Genomic DNA, 24,013 nt, shown 5'->3' with positions numbered 1-24,013 from the left:
CAACTTAACATGAGTTATTATAAGTTCACAGAACAGACAGGGGTAAATCATGGCAATCGAAACGATTCACATTGCGGGCATCACCGAGCCGGTCAGCCGTATCGGCCTGGGAACGTGGGCCATTGGCGGCAGCATGTGGGGCGGCAGCAACGACGAGCAGTCGATTGCCACGCTGCATGAGGCGCTGGAGCGCGGCATCAACCTTATCGACACCGCGCCCGTTTATGGCTTCGGGCATTCGGAAGAGGTGGTGGGCAAAGCGCTGGCAGGCCGCCGTGACAGGGCCATTATTGCCACCAAGGTGGCGCTGGACTGGGACGATGCAGGCCGCGTCTCGCGCAATTCCACGCCGCAGCGCATTCGTCAGGAAATAGAAGACTCGCTCCGCCGCCTGCAAACGGATTACATTGACCTGTACCAGGTTCATTGGCCGGACGATTTGGTGGCGATTGAGGAAACCGCACGCGTGCTCGAAACGCTACACCAGCAGGGGAAGTTCCGCGCGCTGGGCGTCAGCAACTATTCGCCAGTACAGATGGATCGGTTCCGCAGCGTGGCTCCGCTGGCGACGATGCAGCCGCCGCTGAACCTGTTTGAACGTGGCGAAACAGAAACGGAGCTGCTGCCGTATGCGAAATATCACCAGATGGTCGTGCTGGCCTATGGCGCGATTTGCCGTGGCCTGCTGTCAGGCCGAATGACGCCGGAAACCGTATTTGGTGAAGGCGACTTGCGCAGCTTCGATCCTAAATTCCAGCCGCCGCGCTTTGCGCAGTATCTGGCGGCGGTCGAAGCGTTGAAGGCCTTTGCTGAAGCGCGTTACGGCAAGAGTGTGATGGCGCTGGCGCTGCGTTGGGTTCTCGATGCGGGTCCAACCATCGCGCTGTGGGGCGCTCGCCGTCCGGAACAGCTAAACGGGGTGGAAGAGGTTTCCGGCTGGACGTTGACCGCCGAAGACAAACGCGACATCGACGCCATTTTAGCTGAGCACATTAGCACGCCGCTGGGGGCCGAATTTATGGCGCCCCCGCACCGTAAAACATCGCTTTAGTACTCTCTCGCGCCCCGAGCGAATCCGCGCCCGGGGCGTATTTTGTTGTTCACCTGCACAAGTTAAAAAACTATGTCATCACTTAATGAACAGGCCCAGGAACGAAGGGCCGATACGGTTTCCCTGTCGCGTTCGGGGCTGCTGAAAGCGCTGTTCGCGCTCGGCATGGGCGGCTTCGCCATCGGTACCGGCGAATTCGTTATCATGGGATTGCTGCCCGATGCCGCTAACGGGCTGCACGTTTCCATTCCTTCTGCGGGCCACCTGATCAGCATTTACGCGCTGGGCGTGGTGGTCGGTGCTCCGCTACTGGCTGTGCTTGGCGCACGCATGGCGCGGCGAGATTTTCTTATTGCCTTGATGGCAATGTTCGCCGTCGGCAACCTGCTGAGTGCTTTTGCGCCCGGGTACTACTCGATGATGCTGGCGCGTTTTCTGGCCGGTTTCCCGCACGGCACGTTCTTTGGCGTGGCAGCATTGCTGGCGGCAAGCCTTGTTGAACGTTCGAAGCGTGCGCAGGCGGTGTCGATGGTGCTGCTGGGCCTGACAATCGCCAATTTACTGGGCGTACCGGCGGTGGCGGCCATCGGGCAGCTGTTCGGCTGGCGCAGCGCGTTTGCTATCGTGGGTGGTCTTGCCGTATTGACGCTGATTCTGGTGTGGGCCTGGGTTCCCTGGCGTGCCGGGGATAAAGATGCCAGTCCGCTGCGTGAGCTGACCGCGCTGACCCGTAAGCAGGTACTGCTGACGCTGGCTATCGGCGCCATTGGCAGCGGCGGGATGTTCTCCGTCTTCAGCTACGTCAAGCCAACGATGCTGGAGCTGGCGCACCAGTCGGTGGGCATGATCCCGGTGATCCTGTCGATGTTTGGCCTGGGTATGATAGTCGGCAATATTGTCGGCGGTCGCCTGGCGGATCGCGGGCTGGAGAAAACCGTTCGCCTGCTGCTGATTTGGGCGATCCTGGTGCTCAGCGCATACGTTTATACCTCGCATTATCCGTGGCTTGGTGCGGTAACCGTGATGCTGGTGGGCACCATGGTGTCGCTCTCCTCGGTGCTGCAAATTCGCCTGATGGACGTTGCCGGTGATGCGCAAACCATGGCGGCAGCGATGAACCACTCGGCGTTTAACATTGCCAACGCGCTGGGCGCCTGGCTTGGCGGGGTGACTATTTCAGCCGGGTTTGGCTGGGAGTCCACCGGCTGGGTCGGTGCGATTCTGGCGGTCTTCGGCCTGCTTATTCACACCTGGGCGGTTATGGACGCCAAAAAACATCCCCCGTTAGCCCATTGAGGTTTCTATCGTGACGGTCAGTTTAGCTCTTGCAGAAGCGCTGCTCGCCAGCGTAAAAACGGCGGTAGAAACTCACCGCTTTCCACCCGTTTCAGCCGTGGTGCTGGACGGCGGCGGCCATCTAACGGCCCTTGCCCGTATGGACGGGACTTTCCTGGCCACCATTGATATCGCCATGCGCAAAGCACGTACGGCGGTGTTGTTCCAGGCCAACAGCGAAGACGTGGGCATGAATTTGCATCCGAACGGCCCTGCCTATTCGCTCGAGAACAGCAACGGCGGGCTGGTGGGCATTGCCGGCGGTATCCCGCTGCGAAACGCTGAGGGCGTGGTTATCGGCGCTATTGGCGTGTCGGGCGCCACCAAAGAGCAGGATGGGCAAATCGCGGCTTTTGCGGTGGAGGCAGTGTCAGGTAGCCGTGTTTAAATGATCAAAAGGAGCGAATTTCGCTCCTTTTTCTTTGACTCATTTTTGCTGAAAATAAGGACCTTTCCCTACGGATTCGCGCACGATCATCTCTGAACTGTACAAGTTATCTTTTGAAAAATACCCTCCGTCCAGCATCGCCGTCAGGCGGTTAATTACCTCATGGATCATCTCGCTCACCGGCTCTTTCACGCTCGACAGCGGGGGGGAGAGAAAAGCCCCGGTCGGGACATTATCAAAGCCGATAACGGAAACATCGCCTGGCACCGACAGGCCAGCCTGACCGAGCCTGCTGATGGCGCCGATAGCCATCTCATCGTTGCTGGCGACCAGGGCGCTGAAGCGCTGCTTCGTGGAGAGCAGGTGTTCAACGCCAGAAGCGCCGCTGGCGGGCGTCCATTTCCCGGTGGCAATCAGCGCTTCTCGCACCGGCAGCCCCGCCTGTTCAAGCGCCTCGCGGTAGCCAGCAAGGCGCTCTCTTGCCGTCGGAGAATCAAGCACGCCGGTAATAAAAGCAATGTCCCGGTGGCCCTGCTCAATCAGATAACGCGTGGCGTTGAAGCTGGAGCCTTTATGATCGCAGCAAATACAGTGGCTTTGGTGTTTGCGCAGCTTACGGTTCATCACCATGATCGGCTGCCTGTGCCGTTCAATCAGCTCGTCCATCTCGTCCACGCTGAGAAAACGGGGATAAACGATTACCGCATCGCAGTGTAAATCGAGCAGGAACTGCACCGCCGCCTGCTCTTCGTGGGCGCTGTGTTTCCCGTCGGCGAGGATCAGCTGCCGCCCGCTGGCCTCCAGCTTTAGCGCGGCCTGGGAAAGCAGTTCGCTAAAATAATTCCCGCTGTACAAGGTGTTGGTCACCACCAGGCCAATGTAGCCTGATTTGCTGGTCGCCAGGTTACGCGCCAGCAGGTTTGGCCGGTAGCCCGTTTCCTGAATCGCCTGGTAAACCTGCGTTTTGGTGGCCTCGCTCACGTAGCCTTTCCCGGACAGCACGCGCGAAACGGTCGCCTTTGACACGCCTGCTTTTTTCGCCACTTCCTGCATTGTCGACATGAGGGCTTCCCGTAAGTTCGTCATTTCTGACCATTTTACACATTTCACCGTCGGGACGCAGCGTAGGCTGTATTTCGACATGAATCACAAAATTTGATCACCAAAAAAATAATCATTGTGATCTGATTTTTAACTAAACATGATTATGTGGAACCGGTTACCTACGAAATCATAACAAGAGAGTTTCACCTCATGGCGAACAAGTACGAGGCAGTATCCCGACAGATTGTCGAGGCTTTAGGCGGGGCGGAAAACGTGGTGGCGGTGACCCACTGCATGACGCGGTTGCGCTTTGTTTTGCGGGACGACGCGAGCGTCGATAGCGCCAGGCTGAAGGCGATTTCCGGCGTGCTGGGCGTGGTAAAGAACGACCAGCAGTGCCAGGTCATCATCGGTAATACGGTTTCTCAGGCCTACGCCGAAGTGCTGAAGCATTTGCCGGAAGGGGCCGGAGACAGGCCGCAGGCAGGGGCAAAAGGCAAGCTGACCCTGAAACGTATCGGGGCCGGTATTCTGGACGCGCTGATTGGCACCATGTCTCCGCTTATCCCGGCCATTATCGGCGGCTCAATGGTGAAGCTGCTGGCGATGATTCTCGCGATGACCGGGCTGTTTGAAAAGACCTCCTCCACGTTGATTATTCTGAACCTCATCGGCGACGGCGCTTTCTTCTTCCTGCCGGTGATGGTGGCGGCTTCCGCCGCCGTGAAGTTTAAAACCAATATGTCGCTGGCGATTGCTATCGCCGGGGTGCTGGTGCATCCGGCATTTATTGACCTGATGGCAAAAGCGGCGCAGGGGCAGGCGGTTGATTTTATGGGTATTCCCGTGACTGCCGTGAAGTACACCTATACCGTTATTCCCGCGTTGGTGATGACCTGGCTGCTGTCGTACATCGAACGATGGATTGACCATATTACGCCTGCGGTGACCAAAAACTTCCTTAAGCCGATGCTGATCGTGCTGGTTTCCGCCCCGATAGCGATTTTACTGATTGGGCCTTTAGGGATCTGGATCGGTAGCGGGATTTCTTCGCTGGTGTATACCGTGCACGGCTACCTGGGCTGGCTTTCCGTTGCCATTATGGGCGCGATATGGCCGCTGTTGGTGATGACGGGTATGCACCGCGTGTTTACGCCGACGATTATCCAGACCATCGCTGAAACCGGCAAAGAAGGTATGGTTATGCCGTCTGAAATTGGTGCCAACCTGTCGCTCGGCGGCTCCTCTTTGGCCGTTGCCTGGCGGACTAAAAACCCGGAACTGCGTCAGACAGCGCTTGCTGCCGCCGCGTCGGCAATTGTGGCCGGCATTTCTGAACCCGCACTTTACGGCGTGGCGGTGCGGCTGAAACGCCCGCTGATTGCCTGCCTGATTAGCGGCTTTATTTGCGGTGCCGTAGCCGGTATCGGCGGCCTTGCCAGCCATTCCATGGCCTCTCCGGGGCTTTTCACCAGCGTGCAGTTTTTTGACCCGGCCAACCCGATGAGCATCGTTTGGGTTGTGGCGGTAATGATTCTGGCCGTGGTGCTCTCGTTTATTACTACGCTTATTCTTGGGTTTGAAGACATTCCCGTTGAGGACGCTAAAGCAAAAGAGCAGGGCAGCAGCGCGGCATTTGTACCACCAGATAATGCAGTAAAAACACTTTAAACAGAGGTAAAAATGGCTGAGACAGCTTTTCCAAAAGGATTTTTATGGGGCGGCGCTATTGCGGCTAATCAGGCTGAAGGCGCGTATCAGGCAGGCGGGAAGGGGCTGAGTACCGTCGACATGATCCCGCATGGCGAAAACCGCCTTGGGGTTAAACTCGGGGTGGACAAGCGGTTTGAGCTGCGCGCCGATGAGTTCTACCCCAGCCACCAGGCCATAGATTTTTACCATCGCTACAAAGACGACATCGCGCTGATGGCTGAAATGGGGTTTACCGTTTTCCGCACCTCTATCGCGTGGAGCCGTATTTTCCCTAAAGGCGATGAAACCACGCCGAATGCGGAAGGCATCGCGTTTTACCGTGATATGTTCGCCGAGTGCAAAAAGCACAATATCGAACCGCTGGTCACGCTGTGCCACTTCGACGTGCCGATGCATCTGGTGCAGGAATACGGCTCATGGCGTAACCGTAAAATGGTGGAGTTTTTCAGCCGCTACGCGCGCACCTGCTTTGAAGCGTTCGACGGCCTGGTGAAATACTGGCTCACCTTCAACGAAATCAACATCATGCTGCACAGCCCGTTTTCCGGCGCCGGGCTGGTGTTTGAGGCAGGTGATAACAAAGAGCAGGTGATGTACCAGGCCGCGCACCATGAGCTGGTCGCCAGCGCGCTGGTCACCAAAATTGCGCACGAAGTTAACCCGCAAAACCAGGTTGGCTGCATGCTGGCGGGCGGTAATTTCTATCCGTACAGCTGCAAACCCGAAGACGTTTGGGCGGCGCTGGAGAAAGATCGCGAGAACCTGTTCTTTATTGACGTGCAGGCGCGTGGGGCTTATCCGGCCTATGCCGCGCGCATGTTCCGTGAGAAAGGCATTGAGATTGTCACCGAGCCTGGCGACAACGAAATCCTGAAGAACACCGTCGATTTTGTCTCCTTCAGCTATTACGCCTCACGCTGCGCTTCGGCAGACATGAACGAGGGCAACACCAATCCGGCGAACATCATTAAATCGCTCAAAAACCCGCACATTACCTTCAGCCAGTGGGGCTGGGGCATTGACCCGCTCGGCCTGCGCATCACCATGAACATGATGTACGACCGCTATCAGAAGCCGCTGTTCCTGGTGGAAAACGGACTGGGCGCGAAGGATGAAGTGAATGCGAAAGGGGAAATCAACGACGACTACCGCATCAGCTATCTGCGCGAGCACATTAAAGCGATGGGCGAGGCAATTGAGGACGGTATTCCGGTCATGGGCTACACCTCGTGGGGCTGTATTGACCTGGTGTCGGCTTCAACCGGCGAAATGAGCAAGCGCTACGGTTTTGTGTACGTTGACCGTGATGATGAAGGAAAGGGGACGCTGGCGCGTACGCCGAAGAAGTCGTTCCACTGGTATAAGAAGGTGATTGCCAGCAACGGCGGGGATCTGGAGTAGTTTTCCCCTCCCACCAAAGCGTGAGAGCGTCGTACCTATTAATCCCCTCTCCCTTCCAGGGAGAGGGTTAGGGTGAGGGTCTTTATCAGAACGCCAGAGAACCCTGCACGAAGAAGGTGCGCGGTTCGCCTACGTATTTACCGGAGTTATTGTCGTTTGAACGCGTGTAATAACGCTGATCGAACAGGTTTTTAATCCCGGCACCCAGCTTCAGGTGAGACAGCGACGGCCCGAAGTCGTACTCGCCGCGCATATTCCACACCATATAACCTGCGATGTTACCAAACTGCCCGTCCGCGCTTTCGTCGGTGATGTAGTTCGGCCCGGTACCCGGAGAGCTCTGTTTAGACTGAGCAAAGCTGTCCAGATTCCACACCCAGTTTCCGGTCGCGTAGCGCGTACCCACGGTGTAAACCTGACGAGAGTAGAACGGCAGGTCTTTACCGGCGAAGTCGCCTTTGTCGCTGGTGGCTTTGGTATAGGTGTAGGTGGTGTACACGCTCACGCCGTCCAGCGCACGGTTTACTTCGCTCAGGTCGTAATTCAGCGCCAGTTCGAGACCCTGATGCTTGGTTGCGCCGAGGTTCGTCCAGCCCACGATATTGTTGATGTACTGCAGCTGATCGTTGAAGTCGATGTAGAACAGCGTTGCTTCGGCTTTCAGCGATGTATCGTCATAGCGGGTACCGAACTCATAGGTATGCGCTTTTTCCGGGGTCAGGCCCGCTGCCGGCTGGTTGCCGCTGCCGCCACGGGTCAGCTGGAAGTACTGCATGCTGCCGAAGGAAGTGCTGGCGTTGGCGAACAGTTTCCAGGCGTCAGACATATGGTACATCACGCTAATAGAAGGCAGCGGCTCGCTGTAGGTCTTCTCGCGGTCGATGTTCTGGAAGGAATCACTGGTGTGCGTTTTGATGCTTTCATAGCGCAGGCCCGGCGTAATCGTCCAGTTGCTGACGTTAATCGCATCATCAATATAGAAGGCGTTAGCCGCGGTACCGCCGGAGCTGTGCTGGTAGTACTCGCTCATGTCCGGTTTGGTGAAGGTTGTCGCCGGGTCATACGCTTTTGGCGTGCGGTAACCCTTCTCGTCCGACGTTTCGTTCAGGTAGCGGTAGCCCAGGGTGACCTCGTGAGACATATCCCAGAAGCGGAACAGCTGGGAATAGGTTGGCTCAATCGCCCAGGTCGAGTAGTTACGCGGCGCGGAGTTCAGCGTGCGTTTGTTGCCCTTGAAGTACTCCAGGTCGCTGCTGCGGTAGCTGTCGGTGAAGTAGGTCAGGACTTCCAGCTTTTTGTCGTCTTCGGTGTGCTTGTATTTGAAGGACATGTCCTTGCGGCGGCCTTCAAAACGGTCCCAGCGGCGGTCAGACTGGAAAGGATCCTGCGCATACTGCGCGGTAGTCAGGCCGCCCGGCATGCCGGACTGCGCTTCATAGTAGTGGAAGTTAGCCTGCAGCTCATCGCGATCGGTGAAGTTATATTTCGTCTTCAGCATGAAGTCGTCGATGTCGGTATTGTCGTTGCTCTCGCGGTAGCCCTGGCCGTGCAGGCCGGAGTAAAGCAGCTCTGCACCAAAGCCGTTATCCGCCGTGCCGCCCACGGACGCGCTGGTCAGCGTCTTCAGACCGCCGTGGCTGGCGCCCTGAGTCTGCGCGCTAACGGTGCCGCCGAACTCTTTTGGAATGTCGCGGGTAACGAAGTTAATCACGCCGCCCACGTTTTGCGGTCCATAACGCACTGCGCCGCCGCCGCGAACCACGTCAATGGATTGAATATTGCCCGTGCCCAATGGCGCCATGGAAAGCTGTGGCTGGCCGTATGGCGCAACCGCTAGCGGAACGCCGTCCATCAGGATAGTGGAACGTGGAGACAGGCGAGAGGTCAGGCCACGAATGCCCACGTTGAGAGAAATGTCGCTGCCGCCGGTACCGTTGCTGTCACGGACCTGGACGCCTGGAATGCCCTTCAACGCATCGGCAAGCGTCTCTGAGCCTTGCTCATGAAGCTGCTGCTCGGTGACGATTGAGCGTGCGCCTGGGTGGTTAAGCAGCACGGTGCTGGTGTCAGGATTATCCAGCCAGTTGCCGACCACGGTAATGTCGTCAGCAGGTTTTTCTGCGGGAGCTTTATCTGTTTGGGTTTTGTCAGCCGCGAGAGCTGGCAGCGCAAATGCTATCGCGCTTGCCAGGAGAGAGACACGAAAAAGGGGGCGCATCATCATTCCTATAGAATATGGGGTTGTTGTTATCAGTTTTTTTGGAAATGACAATCTTAATGATAATTATTTTCAAGTAAATAGTTTTGTTGCGGAATAATTCGGGATAAGGCAAAAAGTAAGCAAAAAAAACCGAGCTGTTGATTCAGCCCGGCATGTTTTTGATTTATGGGGTAACCCAGAAGACGCCGCTGTAGTCCAGGGCGGTAAACTGCTTGTGAACCTGCTCGATGTCGGCCTGTGGATCGATGTCCTTGAACAGGTCCGGGTGCAGGAACTTAGCAATAGTTTCTACCGCAATATAGTTCAGCGGGGAGTCATAGAACTGGTGGTAAATCGCCATGACGCGTTTCTCTTTGACTGCCGTCAGCACGTTAATTCCGGTGCGGTTCATTAGCCCTTTAAGCTTTTGCTCGGCCACGGCTTTGTCGGCCATATAACCCAGCGGTACCGCTTTAGGCGCGCGGTTGCCACGGTTCCAGTCGGCACCGGTCATCAGGTAGAAGTCCGGGTTGCTGGTGATAACCTGCTCGGTATTTACCTGGCCGCTCATTTCCGGGAACAGTTTGCTGCCCACGTTGTTGCCGCCGGCGGTATCAATAAACTGGCCGTAACTGCCTTTACCGAAGGTCTGGCAGCATTCATCGCCGCGAATACCTGCCGCACGCTCAATAAACACGCTCGGACGCTGCTCTGGTTTCAGCGTGGCCACACGCTCGCGCACCAGGTTCATCCGCTGCTGGTAGTGCTGAATAAAGGCGTCCGCGTTTTTCTGCTCATCAAACACTTTGCCCAGCAGCTCGATGCTCGGCAGGGTATTGGTCAGCGGCTGCTGGCGGAAGTCGATAATCAGTACCGGAATGCCGACTTTTTCCAGCTGGCTCAGCACGCCGCTGTTCTTCAGCTTAGCCAGCACGCCGATGTCAAAAATGATCAGATCAGGCTGTAAGGTAACCGCTTTTTCGACGCTGAAATCCGTGTAGTACGGATTTTCAAACATCGTGATTTTACTCACCTGCGGGAATTTTCTCGCGTAGGCATCCGCCAGGTCAGGCGCTTTGGTTTTCAGCGAGTTATCCCAGGCAATAATATTTTCCAGCGGATCCTTCGGATGAATAATGTTGAGCGCTAGCAGGGCTCGTGCATCCGCCAGCATCACGCGTTTGGCCGGATGCGGCAGCGTAACTTCCCGACCCGCTACGTCGGTAACAACAATCGGTGCGGCCTGGGCAGCACAGCTCAGCAACGCAACGGCAGCGAGCAGCCAGCGAGCTTTGGCGGTAAACACTGTGAACATGGATGACCTTCAGAACGGGAAAATTTAGGAAGGGAATGATAATCGATCTCATGATGTTTGGAACGGGGCGGCAGGAATTTTTCTGGTTACCAAAGGGGGCCCACCGGCCGATCGTTCGCCGCTAGTCTTTAAGCCGGCTGGCGGCCAGCTTAGCCGGGCAGAGGTTTTTAAGCCGCTCTATCAGCCAGCGTCCGGCCGGGCCTGGCGGAGAGGCAATGGGGTAGACGCCAAACATCGGCAGCGCGAGGCCGCCCGGCGGTACGTCCTCAATGTTCAACCGCACCAGCCGTCCTTCGCTGATATCCCGCTCCACAACGTGTGACGGCATGCTGCCCCAGCCCAGGCCGTCGAGCAAAAAGGCGTGTTTGGCCAGCAGATCGCCCAGTCGCCAGGTGGAAGGGGACATCACGCCAAACTCTTTGCCTTTGGAAAGTTCGGAGCGGTCGGTCAGCACCAGCTGTACGTGTTTGGTCAGTTCTGACTTTGGCACGATGCCTTCGAACTGTGCCAGCGGATGGTCGGGAGCGGCGACCATTACCAGCGAGACCCCGGTCAGGCGCTCTCCGGTTAACGATGCGGGCATATCCGGCAGTGAACCGAGAATGCCAATGCCCGCGCTGCCGTTAAGCACGGGCTTATAGCCGCCGCCAAGCGCCTCAACAAACAGGCGCAGCGGCGTGCCAGGAAACTGTTCGCGGAAAGCTTTTGCCGCCGAAGTCATTGCCTCCAGCGGAAAGAAAACGTCCACCACCACCGAGAGTTCCGATTCCAGCCCTGACGACATGCCCCGTGCGCGGGCCTTCATAAAATCAACGCGAGAGACAATGCCACGGGCGTCGGCCAGCAGTACTTCACCCTCGGGCGTGAGCTTCGGATACCGGCCAGAACGGTCGAACAGCTGCACGCCAATTTGCGCCTCCAGCCCCCTGATCAAATCGCTTATCACCGACTGGGCCCGATACATTTTGCGGGCGGCCGCGGAAAAGCTGCCTTCGTCGACGGCGGCAATAAACGTGCGAAGTTGGTCCAGCGAAATACCGTCCAGCATTGTGATTCCTGCCTGACTGTGAAGGGGTGAAGCGCAATATAGCGCCTCGCGTTGGCTTTGTCATCGGCGATGATGTATCGGCTGGGTCGATGGGTTGCATCGAAATATAACGGCTATTCGGGTGGATAAGGCGGTGGCATAGTGACTGCCATGTTCAGCGAATCCTGAAGATTGAGCTCCGCTATGTTAACGGCTTTTAAAAAACTTTTTACGCGCTTATCCCCTAAACAAAGCTCTATTTCTGAGGCCAAAACCATGTCGACTATTCTGCATATTGATACCAGTGTTCTGGGCGGTTATTCCGTCAGCCGCCAGCTGTCGGCGGAGATTGTTGCCCGCCAGAAAACGCTGCACCCCGGCGCGACCGTGATTTACCGGGACCTGGTTCAGGCCCCGGCTCAGCACCTGTCGGATAAACACATTGCCGCTTTCCAGGGGGCTGAAGTGACCGACGCGGCGCTGGGCGAAGACCTGGCCGCCGGGGGGGCGTTCATCGACGATCTGTTCGCTGCCGACGTGATTGTTATTGGCGTGCCGATGTACAACTTCTCCATTCCTTCCCAGCTCAAGGCGTGGATTGACCGCGTTTGCGTGGCCGGGCGTACCTTCCAGTACGGCGCCAACGGCCCGGAAGGCCTGCTGCCAAAAGGCAAAAAAGTGTTCATCGCCTCTTCACGCGGTGGTCAGTACACCGGCGACAGCCCGGCGGCCTTCCTGGAGCATCAGGAGTCTTATCTGAAAGCGGTTCTGGGCTTCATAGGCCTGACCGACGTGACGATTATCCGCGCTGAAAACTTAAGCCGTGGCGATGACGCGAAAAATGCCGCGCTCGCCGATGCCAAAGGCCAGATTGCCGCGCTGTCCTGATAGCGACAACGCGCATCAATCAACTTAACGGGAAATCCGGATGGACAGATACGCTACTAACTTCGCGACCTTGGGTCGCATCGTGATTGCTGCGATTTTTATCGTCAGCGGATTGGGGAAAATTGCTACGCCTGAGGCGACGCAGGGCTATATTGCCTCGGTAGGGCTGCCGTTCCCGTTACTCGGGTATCTTATTGCCCTGGCGGCTGAGGTGGGAGGCGGCGTTCTGCTGCTGGTGGGTTACCGTACGCGGTTGATTGCGGCCTTGCTTGCCGTGTTCACCGTAGCAACAGCGGTGTTTTTCCACCACAACTTTGCCGACCAGAACACCCTGCTGCACTTCCTGAAGAACCTGATGATTGCTTCGGGCCTGCTGCAAATCTCAGCGCTGGGGGCGACCTCCCTGAGCTTTGATACGCGCCGCCTGCAGCGTCAGTTGCGGTAACTCGTTTAACGTAAGGCCTCAATTATGGGGCCTTACGCTTTGATTAAAACGCCCGCCAGATAAGCACCGCAATCCCGCCAAACAGCAGCCATTTAACGATGTAGTACACCGTCTTATTCCAGCTTTTGAGCTTCTTGCCGACGATACGAATCTGATAGATGTAACGGAACGCGCGGTTAATGCCGCCGATGCGGTCATTTTCATCGTTAGGCGCCGACGCGGCGCTCATCAAATTGCGTCCCAGCCAGTGATTGACCGCCTGGGCCCAGCGGTAACGCATCGGTCTTTCCACATCGCAAAACAGGATCAGGCGATTCTCACCGCTGGTATTTTCCGCGTAGTGAATATAGGTCTCGTCAAACAGCACGCCTTCGCCATCTCGCCAGCTATAACGCTTGCCGTCCACTTCAATAAAGCAGCGATCGTCATTGGGGGTTGCCAGCCCCAGGTGGAAACGCAGCGAACCGGCGTACGGGTCGCGGTGACGCGGCAGGCGGCTGCCGTCGGGCAGGGTGGCGAACATCGCGGCCTTGATGGACGGAATCGCATGCAGCAGTTCGGTAGTTTTTGGGCACAGCAGGCTGGCCGACGGGTGGGCGTTTTCATACCACTTCAGGTAAAAGCGTTTCCAGCCGGTTTTAAAGAAGGAGTTAAAGCCGGCATCGTTAAATTTGTCGGCGGCTTTTATCTGCTCCAGCTTTTGCAGGTGAATACCTTCTTCGCGAATAACCTCCCAGTTATCACGTAAAGTGACGAGTTCGGGAAACGTTTCCGGCGTTAAGTAAGGCGTATTCGGTACTCGGGAAAAGAGGTACATAAAGCCGTTGAGCGGGGCGGTAAACGTAGAGTGGTCCGACAGCTGCCGCCAGAAGCGAAAGCGAACCCGGCCGCGATAATGCACATAGGCCACTGAAATAATAATGATGAGCAAAATGATATATTTCATATTGTTTTATCTAACCACTATGATTTTGAACATCCCTGCCGGGCGAAAGGCCCAGACTGCCATAAACGCACCTTTGCAAAGGCGCTGAAATAGAGCTTAGCAGCGGTTTTAGCGAAGTAAATGTTGCCTCGGAACAAGTTTCGGGCTTGTTTAAAACAAGGGGGGCTGGCATCATTCTTAGCGTGGTTAACCTGTAGAGTTAATCACAACACATTGATTTAAATGACTCGGGGTGCCCTTCCTTGTGAAGGCTGAGAAATACCCGTACCACCTGATCTGGATAATGCCAGCGTAGGGAAGTCAGATGCCTGTCCGGTATCCCTTCTTTCACGCCGGACAGGAGCCTTACCTTGATGCAACCTGACCTGCTACCCGGCGCGACTGCCGCCTCTGTTTTACACCAACTCCGTCAGCATTCTCCGCTGGTTCACTGCATGACCAATGACGTGGTGCAAACCTTTACCGCCAACGTGCTGCTGGCGCTGGGCGCTGCCCCGGCCATGGTGATTGAGGCCGAAGAAGCGGCGCAGTTCAGCGGGCTGGCGAGCGCGCTGCTGATCAACATCGGCACGCTGACTTCAGAGCGTGCAGCTGCAATGCTGGCTGCCATTCATGCCGCCAATAATGCCGGAACGCCATGGGCGCTCGACCCGGTCGCTGTCGGAGGTCTTGCTTTCCGCACACGTTTTGCTCGCGAGATAATTCAACTCAAACCGGCCGCTATTCGTGGCAACGCCTCTGAAATCCTGGCGTTAGCGGGGGAGCAGGCCGGAGGGCGCGGCGTGGACAGCACCGACGATGCGCTTTCTGCTATTCCGGCAGCGCAAACGCTGGCGCGGGAAACCGGGGCGGTGATTGCCGTGACCGGCGAAATTGATTACGTCACAGACGGAGAGAGAACGCTTGCCGTTAACGGCGGCGGAGAGCTTATGACGCGCGTAGTCGGCACCGGTTGCGCACTTTCCGCCGTGGTTGCTGCTTGTTGTGCTTTACCGGGCGACAGGCTGGACAACGTTGCCAGCGCCTGCCGTTTTATGTCGCTGGCCGGTGAGCAGGCCATCGCTGCCAGCCGCGGGCCGGGAAGCTTTACGCCCGCTTTCCTCGACGCGCTTTATCATCTGAATGCGGAGGTGCTGGCATGAAGCGAATTAATGCTCTGACCATCGCCGGAACCGATCCAAGCGGCGGCGCGGGGATCCAGGCCGATCTGAAAACCTTCTCCGCGCTCGGCGCTTACGGCACGAGCGTGATCACCGCGCTGGTGGCGCAAAACACCCGTGGCGTGCAGTCCGTTTACCGCATCGAGCCTGCGTTTGTGGCGGCGCAGCTCGATTCGGTACTCAGCGATGTGCGTATAGACACCACAAAAATTGGCATGCTGGCAGAGGCCGATATTGTTGAGGCCGTCGCGGAACGTCTGGCGTTTTACAAGGCACCGAACGTGGTGCTGGACACGGTGATGCTGGCGAAAAGCGGTGATTCGCTGCTGGCCCCATCTGCGATAGAAAGCTTACGCCGCAGGCTGTTACCGCACGTTGCGTTGATTACGCCTAATCTCCCGGAGGCCGCGGCGCTGCTGGATGCACCTCACGCGCGCAGCGAAAAAGAGATGCGCGAACAGGGTGAAGCCCTGCTGGCGATGGGCTGCGAGGCGGTGTTGATGAAGGGCGGGCACCTGGATGATGAGGAAAGCCCGGACTGGCTCTTCACCCGCCATGATGTGCAGCGTTTTACCGCGCCTCGTGTACAGACGAAAAACACCCACGGCACCGGCTGTACTTTATCTGCCGCGCTGGCTGCGCTACGCCCTCGTCATGACGACTGGGCGCAAACCGTAGCCGCTGCAAAAGTCTGGCTGTCCAAAGCGCTGGCGCAGGCCGATTCTCTCGAAGTCGGGCACGGCATTGGCCCGGTGCATCATTTCCACGAATGGTGGTAACTGTCGGTTAAGCGAGAAGTTTTTAGCCAGCATAATACCAATGGTACTATACTGGCTTCATCTTCCTTGCCGGACAATTGCGTACCATGGAACAGGCCCATCACCAGTTAGTTGAACAGCTAAAACAGCGCTTTGCCGCCCCGGATAACGTCCCTCTGTACCTTAAATTTGTCGAAACGGTGAAAAACGCCGTGCGCTCTGGTCAACTGCCTCAGGGCAATATCCTGCCGGGCGAGCGCGACCTCAGCCAGCTTACCGGGGTTTCACGGATTACGGTGCGCAAGGCGATGCAGGCGCTGGAAGATGAGGGCGTGGTGACGCGTTCGCGCGGCTATGGCACGCAAATTAATGCGACGCTTGAGTATTCGCTGAAAGAGGCCCGAGGGTTTTCGCAGCAGGTGGTGCTGCGGGGCAAAAAGCCGGACACGCTGTGGGTTAACAAGCGGGTGGTGAAATGCCCGGCGGACGTTGCGGAGCAGCTGGCGATCCCGGCGGAAAGCGAAGTCTTTTTACTCAAGCGTATTCGCTATGTGGACGAAGATGCGGTGTCTATCGAGGAGTCTTACGTGCCGACAGGCTTAATTGCCGATCCGGATGAGATTGGCGTCTCGCTGTACGACTACTTCCGCAGCCAGAATATTATTCCGCAGCGCACGCGCAGCAGGGTCAGCGCCAGAATGCCGGACAGCGAATTCCAGACGCATATCAAGCTGGAAACGCCGGTGCCGGTTTTGGTCATCAAACAGGTGGCGTTCGATCCGCAAAACCGGCCCATTGAGTACAGCATCAGCCACTGCCGCAGCGATTTATACGTTTTCGTCTGCGAAGAGTAGGGACTGTTCGAGCTGCTCGAGTTCAGGCGCGCAGTCGCCTCCGCGATGGCCAACCACATAGCTGGCAACCGCATTACCCAGGCTAACCGCTTCTTCCAGACTCCAGCCTGCCGCCAGGCCTGCCAGCGTGCCGCCCGCGTGGCTGTCGCCCGCACCGATAGTATCGACGACGATGGTCGGGAACGGTGCGGCGATGCCCATTTGTTTGCCGTCGGCGAACCAGGCGCCTTCTTTATCTAACCTAACGATCAGCGGGCTGGCGTAGCGGGCCAGCCAGGCGTGGCAGATAGCTTCGATATTGTCAGGATCAACCTCAAGCCACTCCGCAACGATGGCGGCTTCCTGGCGATTCAGCGAAACAATCGGCCTGCAGGCCATGATCCTCGCCAGCAGCGGCTGGGCAATATCGGCAATGCGCGGGCCAAAGTCGATAAACGGCGTGATGTCGCGAAGTGATTCCAGCCAGCGGACGAGTAGTTCAGCGCCCGGCCCGGCGAGCTGGTAGCCGGAAAGCGACAGCAGCGTGCCGGGCGAGATAACCAGGGCATCAAGCCAGGCCTGATTCCACTGATGCTCCACGCCGCGAAAAGACATAAAGGTACGTTCTCCGTCGGGCTCAACCAGCGCCAGGCACCAGCCGTTATCCCCCGCATCGGTATGAATTTCGCTACGGATTTGCTGTTTTTCGAGGCTGTTGCGAATAATGTCGGCCCAGGTACCCTGGCCAATCGGCAGCGCGTTCTGCGAGGTTATGCCCAGGCGCGACAGCGTAATGGCGATGTTCAGCGCGCAGCCGCCGATGTTCACCCCCTGCTGGTGCAGCTCAATATCACAGCCCCGCCACGGCAGGGCGTAGGCGTCGGCGATGACGTCAATCACCGCCGAACCGAGCACGCAAACCGGGCGCTGAGCGTTAAGCCGGGGCAGCTTGCTTAGCAGCTCATTTGGCTTCATGACTGGCCTCTCTTTGCTGGCGGTAAGCCATAAAGATTCGGCTGTAGCGCGTGAAGTCGAGCTGGTTCTCTTCATCCAGCTCCTGCTTTAACGCCGGGTCGATGCTTTCCACGCCGTTAAGGGCGCCACAGATGGCGGTTGCCATAGCGCCAATGGTGTCGGTATCTCCCCCGAGGTTTGCGCACAGGATCGCGCAGCGGTTAGGGTCAGTTTTCGCCAGTTCGACCATCGCGATGGCGGCCGGTACGGACTCAACCGTGCTGGTGCCGGTGCCGACCAGTTGGTAAATCTCCTCCATGGCGGATTCGGTACCGCGTGCTTTTCTTGCCACACTCAGCGCTAATTCCAGGCGTGCCGCGAGGGAAGCGCTAAACGTCGTGATCCGTTTTTCCTGCGCGTGGCGGGCAACGGAAGGCAGTTCATCGCAAATTGTCTGCCAGCTTGCGCCGTCAATCGCGCGGGAAATTGCCCAGGAAATCACCACCGCACCGGCGATGGCTAAGTCCGACTTGTGCGTTGGGCTTGAGGCCAGCGCCACTTCGGCCACAAACTGATCGAGATTGGCCGTAGGCAACATACAGCCCAGCGGGGAGGCACGCATTGCCGCGCCGTTGGTGACGCCATTGTTTTCCAGCTCGCTCACCGGCGTGCCTTGTTTAATCGCATTCAGGGCTATTTTCGACGTCGGGCCGAGCACGTTTTTGTTAAACGCATCGAACCCTTCGGCCCAGGCCAGAATATGGCGGCCGATGGCGTCCGGGTTTATCGCGCCGTGGTGCTCGATGATGGCATCCGCCAGCGCCAGCGCCATCGAGGTATCGTCGGTAAACTTAGCGCGGGCAAAGTAACAGGCGGCGTTGTTTTCTGCCGGGCCAGGCAGGAACCGGTCTATCCAGCCGAAGTGCGCCTTCACGCGCGAGCGCGGCCAAAGTTCGGACGGCATGCCCATTGCATCACCTAACATCTGGCCGTAAAAGGCTCCCAGAATACGATTTTCCATTTTTACGCTTCCTTCAATACTTTTTCAGATTCATCCCCGGCAACGGCGATGGTAGCAATCTCTTTGTCCGACTCGCGGAAGAAGACCATGAACAGCACGGCGATGACGGCAATCATTATCGCGCCAAAGCCCCACATCCCCGCCCAGTTAAAGGTCTGGCCGTTCACCGGCGAGGAGTAAGCAAACATTTTTTCCATCATTTTGCCGCCGAGGCTGTAGCCCAGCAGACTACCGAAGCCCTGGCAGCAAAGGGTGATCAGCCCCTGCGCCGCGGTACGCATATACACCGGTGATTTCTTGTCTACGTAAATGTAGGCGGTGACGTAGTAGAAGTCGTAGCTCACGCCGTGCAGCAGGATGCCGAGGAACAGCAGGCCGTAGGTGAACAGGTGTGACGCGTCGCCGTAAACAAAGAAGCCGTAGCGAATGGCCGCCGTGACCAGACCAAGCAGTAAGACCTTTTTAATACCAAAACGCTTGGTGAAGAACGGCAGCGCCAGCATAAAGAAGATTTCGGAGAACTGGCCGAGGGTCATCCAGCCGGTGGCGTTGTGCATGCCGACTTCGGTCAGGTAGCCGTTGGCAAAGATGTAGTAAAACGCCAGCGGCATAGCAAACAGGAACGAACAGAAGAAGAAGACCAGGAAATTTTTGTCTTTGAGCAGCACCAGCGCGTCGAGGCCCAGCATCACCTTCAGGCTTAATTTACCGGTACTTTTTGGCGGCGTATCTGGCAAGAAGAAGGCGAACACGCCTAAAACAACCGAGCTGATAGCGGTAATCAACAGCGGCACGTTGGTCGGAGAAATATCGCTGAAGCCCATCATCTGTGGCAGGAAACCGCACACGATCCCTGAGGCAATCCAGCCGATGGTGCCCATCACGCGAATACGCGGGAAGTCACGTTCCACGTCGTCAACGTTGGAAAACGCGATGCTGTTGGTGAGCGCAATGGTCGGCATATAGGTCAGCGAGTAGGCCAGCAGCAACGGGAAGAAGTAGACAAACTCCGTTTGCTGCGCGGCCAGATACATCAGCCCGGCGCCGACGAACATCAGCAGCGCCAGCACTTTCTGGGCGGCAAAGAAGCGGTCGGTCAGCGAGCCAACCAGGATAGGCGACAAAATAGCAGCGATGGCGGTGCAGGCGTAGGACCAGCCGATTTCACCGGCGGTAAAACCACTTTTGTTGAGGAACAGCCACAGGGGCACAAACCAGGCGCCCCAGATAAACCATTCGATAAACATCATGAACGAAAGGCTAATCGTTGTACGTTTCATGCTCAGGACCTTCATGACAGGTGTAGGGTGTGCCTTAACCATACCAATGAATAATACCTTTTAAATACCTTTGGGTCGATTCTATGATCGCCCTTGCAAAAATAGCCGGGGTGGCCACCTGGCTTTACTCCTGGAAAGGGTGCAAAAGTGCGCCTGAACTGGCGAATCCGCGCCTTGGGTACCAGGCTTAGTGCTGCCCGGTTTTTTGACCCGGCAGAACAGGATTATTCATGCGCAGCGGGCAGGGTGCTCGCTGCCCTTACGGGAGCGTATTATGACTGATATTGCGCAGTTGCTTGGCAAAGATGCCGACGGCTTGTTACAGCATCGTTGTATGACTATTCCGGCAGATCAGCTTTATCTGCCCGGCTCGGACTACGTTGACAGGGTAATGGTCGACAATAACCGCCCGCCTGCGGTGCTGCGAAACATGCAGACGCTTTACAATACCGGGCGTCTGGCCGGTACCGGTTACCTCTCTATTCTTCCCGTGGATCAGGGCGTTGAGCACTCGGCGGGCGCGTCGTTTGCCACGAATCCGCTGTACTTCGATCCCAAAAATATCGTTGAGCTGGCCATCGAGGCGGGCTGTAACTGCGTGGCCTCCACCTATGGCGTACTGGCTTCGGTTTCACGCCGCTATGCCCACCGCATTCCGTTCCTGGTGAAGCTGAACCACAACGAAACGCTGAGCTACCCGACCACCTACGACCAGACGCTGTATGCCAGCGTTGAGCAGGCCTTCAATATGGGTGCTGTGGCGGTTGGCGCGACCATTTATTTTGGCTCACCTGAATCCCGCCGTCAGATTGAAGAGATCTCCGCCGCCTTCGAGCGTGCGCACGAACTCGGTCTGGTGACCGTGCTTTGGGCCTATCTGCGTAACTCTGCCTTCAAAAAGGACGGGGTGGATTACCACGTCAGCGCCGACTTAACCGGCCAGGCGAACCACCTTGCGGCGACTATCGGAGCCGATATCGTGAAGCAGAAAATGGCGGAGAATAACGGCGGCTATAAAGCGGTGAACTTTGGCTATACCGATGAAAAAGTTTACAGCAAGCTGACCACCGATAACCCCATCGACCTGGTGCGCTACCAGCTGGCCAACTGCTATATGGGTCGCGCGGGCCTTATCAACTCCGGCGGTGCTGCAGGCGGTGAAAACGACCTGGCGGATGCGGTGCGTACGGCGGTTATTAACAAACGAGCGGGCGGCATGGGGCTGATTCTGGGGCGTAAGGCGTTCAAGAAATCGATGGTTGACGGCGTGAAGCTGATTAACGCGGTGCAGGATGTTTACCTGAATGAGAAAGTGACCATCGCGTAAATTATCGCGTAATCTAAAAAAGTCCTCCGATATGGGCTGCCCCTATTGGTGGACTTTTTTATAGGAGTTTTTTGCGGTTGGGTGATTGCCATCATCCCGGTATTCTTCTTGCATGCGCCGTCTCTTAGCTATAAATATGCTCCATGAAGGATCGGCTAAAGTTCCGTTCACCTCCAGTCCTGCTTCACATGTCACCCCCGGACACGTTCACCGTACTCTGAACGTGTAGGGGAAAACAGATCTACGGGTGAACGGAATAACTGCGGAGTGATATATATCTCCCGGAAGATTTGAAGGGAAAATGTAGCTATTAGAGTGCGCAGAGGGGAGAAAGTAGCAGACATTGTTTACCCCCTCGGAGGGTGAGGGGGAAACAAGCTACCCCAGCAGCGGGCAATTAGGCGGCAAACGACAGGCCAGCGCATTAGGGTGGATTTCAATCCGGAAATGCCGGCCGCTCAGCGGTTCTCCGTCCAGATTAAAAGTAATATCGTGCGGGGCGGAAATCTCGAACCAGGCCGACTTCCCTTCAATGATGTTAGGGTTTTCATCCGGGCGCGTCAGCGTAGTTAACAGCGCGGGAAGCAGGTCTTCACCGGTAAAAATCCTTAGCTCGAGCAGCCCGTCGTTAATCAGGGCTTCCGGGCAAAGCTGCTGCCCGCCGCCGGCCTGGCGGCCGTTGCCGATGCCTATCACCAGCGCATCACCCTGCCAGCTAAAACCTTCCCCACGAATATCACAGCGGTCCGGCTTCAGCATGTCCATGCGCATCAGCCCATGAATAAAATAAGAGACGCCGCCGAGTGCGGCTTTGAGTTTTTCCGGCGTCTCGGTGGTGATGCGTGTGCCAAATCCACCGGTCGCCATGTTGATGAAGTAGGCATCTTCGTTTACCTGCACCAGGTCGATGTTGGCGGCTTTGCCGAACAGCGCCAGGCGCAGCGCTTTTTCAAAATCTTCCGGAATACCCGCGCTGGTGGCAAAGTCGTTGGCCGTGCCTAAGGGCAAAATACCCAACGCCGGGCGGCTGGCGGGGGCAAGTTTTACCAGGCAGGTGGCAATCTCATTGATCGTGCCGTCTCCACCTCCGGCAACTACGGTGTCCACGCCAAGGCTCAGGGCTTCCTTGATGTAGCGTTCCGCGTCTCCTTTTTCCCAGGTCACGCGGATATGCAGCGTGTAACCTTCCTCACGCAGGGTATGCACGGCTTCACGCAGCAGCGGATGACCGGCACCCTTGCCGTTAAGTATCAAAAATGAAAGCGGGGATGTCTCCATGACTTACCTCAGAAAAATGAGCATTATCAAAGTGTAGAGCAAAGCGGGGCCGGGGGAGTAAGAACTGGCTGAAACAGCAGAAAAAAGAAAGCCTGCGCAAGGGAGATTGCGCAGGCCAAGGAGGTGGTTCCTGGTACAGCTAGCATTTATGGGTTATGTTTTTCAGCTCGCGGATAATAACGCTATCTTGTGTAACCGAATGTGATCGGTTTCTAAGAATGGTCTTAGCGCGGAAAAATAACCCTGATTCACTAGTTTGCGTGCGGTTTACGGGTTGTCTGACCAGCGAGATTGCGCATTAGCAGAGCATAATCCAGCGCTATCTCCTGAGGGACAGGCATCCATACGGTATGACCGTCGCCCGGAGCAACCTCTATCGGCTGGGCCTTACCGTTTTCCAGCGTGTCCAGCGTGAAGGAGATGTTGCCCTGCGGGGTCATCATCTCCAGGCTGTCGCCCAGCAGGAATTTGTTTTTCACCGCCACGGCCGCGAGGTCACCCCGACGCTCGCCGGTAAACTCACCCACAAACTGCTGGCTCTCGGAAACGGAGTGGCCGTATTCATAATTCTGGTGGCTGTCGTGAGTATGGCGACGCAGGAAACCTTCGGTATAGCCACGGTGCGCCAGTCCTTCCAGCGTTTGCAGCAGCGTTGGGTCAAACGGTTTGCCCGCTGCGGCGTCGTCAATCGCACGGCGATAGACCTGGGCGGTACGCGCACAGTAGTAGTAGGACTTAGTACGGCCTTCGATTTTCAGCGAGTGGACGCCCATTTTGGTCAGGCGTTCTACGTGCTCGATGGCGCGCAAATCTTTCGAGTTCATGATGTAGGTGCCGTGCTCGTCTTCAAAGGCGGTCATGTATTCGCCCGGACGTTTGGCTTCTTCCACCATAAACACTTTGTCAGTCGGGGCGCCGACGCCCAGCGTAGGCTCGAGGTTTTGCACCGGAATAGGCTTGTGCACGTGAACGATGTTGCCGATGTCGTCCTCTTTGCCTTCCTGAACTTTATATTCCCAGCGGCAGGCGTTGGTGCAGGTCCCCTGGTTAGGGTCGCGCTTGTTGATGTAGCCGGACAGCAGGCAGCGGCCGGAATACGCCATGCACAGCGCGCCGTGGACGAAGATCTCCAGCTCCATTTCAGGAACCTGCTCGCGGATTTCGGCGATTTCTTCCAGCGACAGCTCGCGGGAAAGGATCACACGCGTCAGCCCCATTTGTTTCCAGAACTTCACGGTCGCCCAGTTAACGGCGTTAGCCTGCACCGAAAGGTGAACGTCCATTGCCGGGAACGCCTCGCGCACCATCATGATGAGGCCTGGATCGGACATGATCAGCGCATCCGGGCCCATATCAATGACCGGCTTGAGGTCGCGAATAAAGGTCTTCAGCTTGGCGTTATGCGGGGCAATGTTCACCACCACGTAGAATTTTTTACCCAGCGCGTGGGCTTCGTTGATCCCGAGCTGGAGGTTTTCGTGGTTGAATTCGTTATTGCGCACGCGCAGCGAGTAGCGAGGCTGGCCCGCGTAGACGGCATCCGCGCCATAGGCGAAAGCGTAACGCATGTTTTTCAGCGTTCCCGCCGGGGAAAGGAGTTCTGGTTTAAACATGAAGTTCTCGGTCTGATATCAGGTCAGAACCGCTCC

The 24,013-nt window shown here is 56.9% G+C and carries 21 protein-coding genes and 1 riboswitch; of the genes, 11 read left to right on the top strand and 10 right to left on the bottom strand.

Annotation, left to right across the window (positions count from 1 at the left end; translation table 11 throughout):
• Positions 1–49 precede the first annotated feature (49 nt).
• The 3 genes from ACE38U_RS02635 (at position 50) to ACE38U_RS02625 (ending at position 2,774) form a co-directional block, all read left to right on the top strand.
• On the top strand, positions 50–1,051 hold the full coding sequence (locus tag ACE38U_RS02635) for an aldo/keto reductase (RefSeq protein WP_176981638.1): 1,002 nt from the start codon (positions 50–52) through the stop codon (positions 1,049–1,051).
• Positions 1,052–1,123: 72 nt separating this feature from the next.
• Positions 1,124–2,347, top strand: coding sequence for an MFS transporter (locus ACE38U_RS02630; RefSeq protein WP_176981637.1), 1,224 nt, complete (start codon positions 1,124–1,126; stop codon positions 2,345–2,347).
• 10 nt (positions 2,348–2,357) lie between these two features.
• Positions 2,358–2,774 (top strand): GlcG/HbpS family heme-binding protein, encoded by a 417-nt coding sequence (locus ACE38U_RS02625; RefSeq protein WP_375529112.1) that lies wholly within the window; start codon positions 2,358–2,360, stop codon positions 2,772–2,774.
• Between the two features lie 39 nt (positions 2,775–2,813).
• On the opposite strand, the gene ACE38U_RS02620 is transcribed toward ACE38U_RS02625, so the two are convergent.
• Positions 2,814–3,860: a LacI family DNA-binding transcriptional regulator gene (locus tag ACE38U_RS02620; RefSeq protein ID WP_255483359.1), complete on the bottom strand. Its 1,047-nt coding sequence runs from the start codon at positions 3,858–3,860 to the stop codon at positions 2,814–2,816.
• 168 nt (positions 3,861–4,028) lie between these two features.
• Here ACE38U_RS02620 and ascF point away from each other — a divergent pair, with 168 nt between their 5' ends.
• Complete coding sequence (gene ascF / locus ACE38U_RS02615) at positions 4,029–5,489, top strand: PTS cellobiose/arbutin/salicin transporter subunit IIBC (protein WP_176981635.1); 1,461 nt, start codon at positions 4,029–4,031, stop codon at positions 5,487–5,489.
• A gap of 12 nt (positions 5,490–5,501) precedes the next feature.
• On the top strand, positions 5,502–6,932 hold the full coding sequence (locus ACE38U_RS02610) for a 6-phospho-beta-glucosidase (protein ID WP_038481167.1): 1,431 nt from the start codon (positions 5,502–5,504) through the stop codon (positions 6,930–6,932).
• Between the two features lie 85 nt (positions 6,933–7,017).
• Here ACE38U_RS02610 and ACE38U_RS02605 read toward each other — a convergent pair whose 3' ends face one another.
• The 3 genes from ACE38U_RS02605 to ACE38U_RS02595 form a co-directional block, all read right to left on the bottom strand.
• Positions 7,018–9,150: a TonB-dependent receptor family protein gene (locus tag ACE38U_RS02605; protein ID WP_375529111.1), complete on the bottom strand. Its 2,133-nt coding sequence runs from the start codon at positions 9,148–9,150 to the stop codon at positions 7,018–7,020.
• A 166-nt stretch (positions 9,151–9,316) separates the two neighbouring features.
• Positions 9,317–10,447, bottom strand: coding sequence for an ABC transporter substrate-binding protein (locus tag ACE38U_RS02600; RefSeq protein WP_176981633.1), 1,131 nt, complete (start codon positions 10,445–10,447; stop codon positions 9,317–9,319).
• 121 nt (positions 10,448–10,568) lie between these two features.
• Positions 10,569–11,495 (bottom strand): LysR family transcriptional regulator, encoded by a 927-nt coding sequence (locus ACE38U_RS02595; protein WP_038481170.1) that lies wholly within the window; start codon positions 11,493–11,495, stop codon positions 10,569–10,571.
• A 255-nt stretch (positions 11,496–11,750) separates the two neighbouring features.
• Here ACE38U_RS02595 and ACE38U_RS02590 point away from each other — a divergent pair, with 255 nt between their 5' ends.
• A complete protein-coding gene (locus ACE38U_RS02590) occupies positions 11,751–12,362 on the top strand; it encodes an FMN-dependent NADH-azoreductase (protein ID WP_326979621.1) in 612 nt (203 codons plus the stop codon).
• A 40-nt stretch (positions 12,363–12,402) separates the two neighbouring features.
• Positions 12,403–12,807: a DoxX family protein gene (locus ACE38U_RS02585; RefSeq protein ID WP_038481174.1), complete on the top strand. Its 405-nt coding sequence runs from the start codon at positions 12,403–12,405 to the stop codon at positions 12,805–12,807.
• A 43-nt stretch (positions 12,808–12,850) separates the two neighbouring features.
• Here the strand turns inward: ACE38U_RS02585 and lpxO are convergent, their stop codons facing one another.
• Positions 12,851–13,753: a lipid A hydroxylase LpxO gene (gene lpxO / locus ACE38U_RS02580; RefSeq protein WP_038481175.1), complete on the bottom strand. Its 903-nt coding sequence runs from the start codon at positions 13,751–13,753 to the stop codon at positions 12,851–12,853.
• Positions 13,754–13,971: 218 nt separating this feature from the next.
• Positions 13,972–14,068: riboswitch (TPP riboswitch) on the top strand.
• Between the two features lie 38 nt (positions 14,069–14,106).
• On the opposite strand from lpxO, the gene thiM reads away from it, so the two are divergent.
• The 3 genes from thiM (at position 14,107) to ACE38U_RS02565 (ending at position 16,525) form a co-directional block, all read left to right on the top strand.
• Complete coding sequence (gene thiM, locus ACE38U_RS02575) at positions 14,107–14,895, top strand: hydroxyethylthiazole kinase (protein WP_176981632.1); 789 nt, start codon at positions 14,107–14,109, stop codon at positions 14,893–14,895.
• Positions 14,892–15,692 (top strand): bifunctional hydroxymethylpyrimidine kinase/phosphomethylpyrimidine kinase, encoded by an 801-nt coding sequence (thiD, locus tag ACE38U_RS02570; RefSeq protein ID WP_176981631.1) that lies wholly within the window; start codon positions 14,892–14,894, stop codon positions 15,690–15,692. Before thiM ends, thiD begins: the two co-directional genes overlap by 4 nt.
• An 86-nt stretch (positions 15,693–15,778) precedes the next feature.
• Positions 15,779–16,525, top strand: a complete 747-nt coding sequence (locus ACE38U_RS02565; RefSeq protein WP_176981630.1) for a GntR family transcriptional regulator — start codon at positions 15,779–15,781, stop codon at positions 16,523–16,525.
• On the opposite strand, the gene ACE38U_RS02560 is transcribed toward ACE38U_RS02565, so the two are convergent.
• The 3 genes from ACE38U_RS02560 to ACE38U_RS02550 are packed head-to-tail and all read right to left on the bottom strand — an operon-like array spanning position 16,499 to position 19,774.
• A complete protein-coding gene (locus ACE38U_RS02560; protein WP_176981629.1) occupies positions 16,499–17,479 on the bottom strand; it encodes a PfkB family carbohydrate kinase in 981 nt (326 codons plus the stop codon). The genes ACE38U_RS02565 and ACE38U_RS02560 overlap by 27 nt on opposite strands.
• Positions 17,466–18,479, bottom strand: a complete 1,014-nt coding sequence (locus ACE38U_RS02555) for an ADP-ribosylglycohydrolase family protein (protein ID WP_176981628.1) — start codon at positions 18,477–18,479, stop codon at positions 17,466–17,468. The genes ACE38U_RS02560 and ACE38U_RS02555 overlap by 14 nt, the downstream gene beginning before the upstream one ends.
• Before the next feature lie 2 nt (positions 18,480–18,481).
• Entirely contained in the window at positions 18,482–19,774 is a 1,293-nt protein-coding gene (locus ACE38U_RS02550; RefSeq protein ID WP_176981646.1) for a nucleoside permease, read from the bottom strand.
• A 259-nt stretch (positions 19,775–20,033) separates the two neighbouring features.
• Between ACE38U_RS02550 and fbaB the strand changes: the two genes are divergently transcribed.
• Positions 20,034–21,086, top strand: a complete 1,053-nt coding sequence (gene fbaB, locus ACE38U_RS02545; RefSeq protein WP_038481182.1) for a class I fructose-bisphosphate aldolase — start codon at positions 20,034–20,036, stop codon at positions 21,084–21,086.
• Positions 21,087–21,464: 378 nt separating this feature from the next.
• On the opposite strand, the gene yegS is transcribed toward fbaB, so the two are convergent.
• Both yegS and trhP read right to left on the bottom strand, forming a co-directional pair.
• Positions 21,465–22,364, bottom strand: coding sequence for a lipid kinase YegS (gene yegS, locus ACE38U_RS02540; RefSeq protein ID WP_038481185.1), 900 nt, complete (start codon positions 22,362–22,364; stop codon positions 21,465–21,467).
• Between the two features lie 251 nt (positions 22,365–22,615).
• A complete protein-coding gene (gene trhP / locus ACE38U_RS02535) occupies positions 22,616–23,977 on the bottom strand; it encodes a prephenate-dependent tRNA uridine(34) hydroxylase TrhP (RefSeq protein ID WP_375529110.1) in 1,362 nt (453 codons plus the stop codon).
• Between the last annotated feature and the right edge of the window lie 36 nt (positions 23,978–24,013).

The sequence above is a fragment of the Cedecea selenatireducens genome (assembly GCF_042138895.1).
Taxonomy (GTDB): domain Bacteria; phylum Pseudomonadota; class Gammaproteobacteria; order Enterobacterales; family Enterobacteriaceae; genus Cedecea; species Cedecea selenatireducens.
The sequence above is the reverse complement of the archived record's forward strand: the minus strand, read 5'-3'. Positions and strand labels throughout refer to the sequence as shown.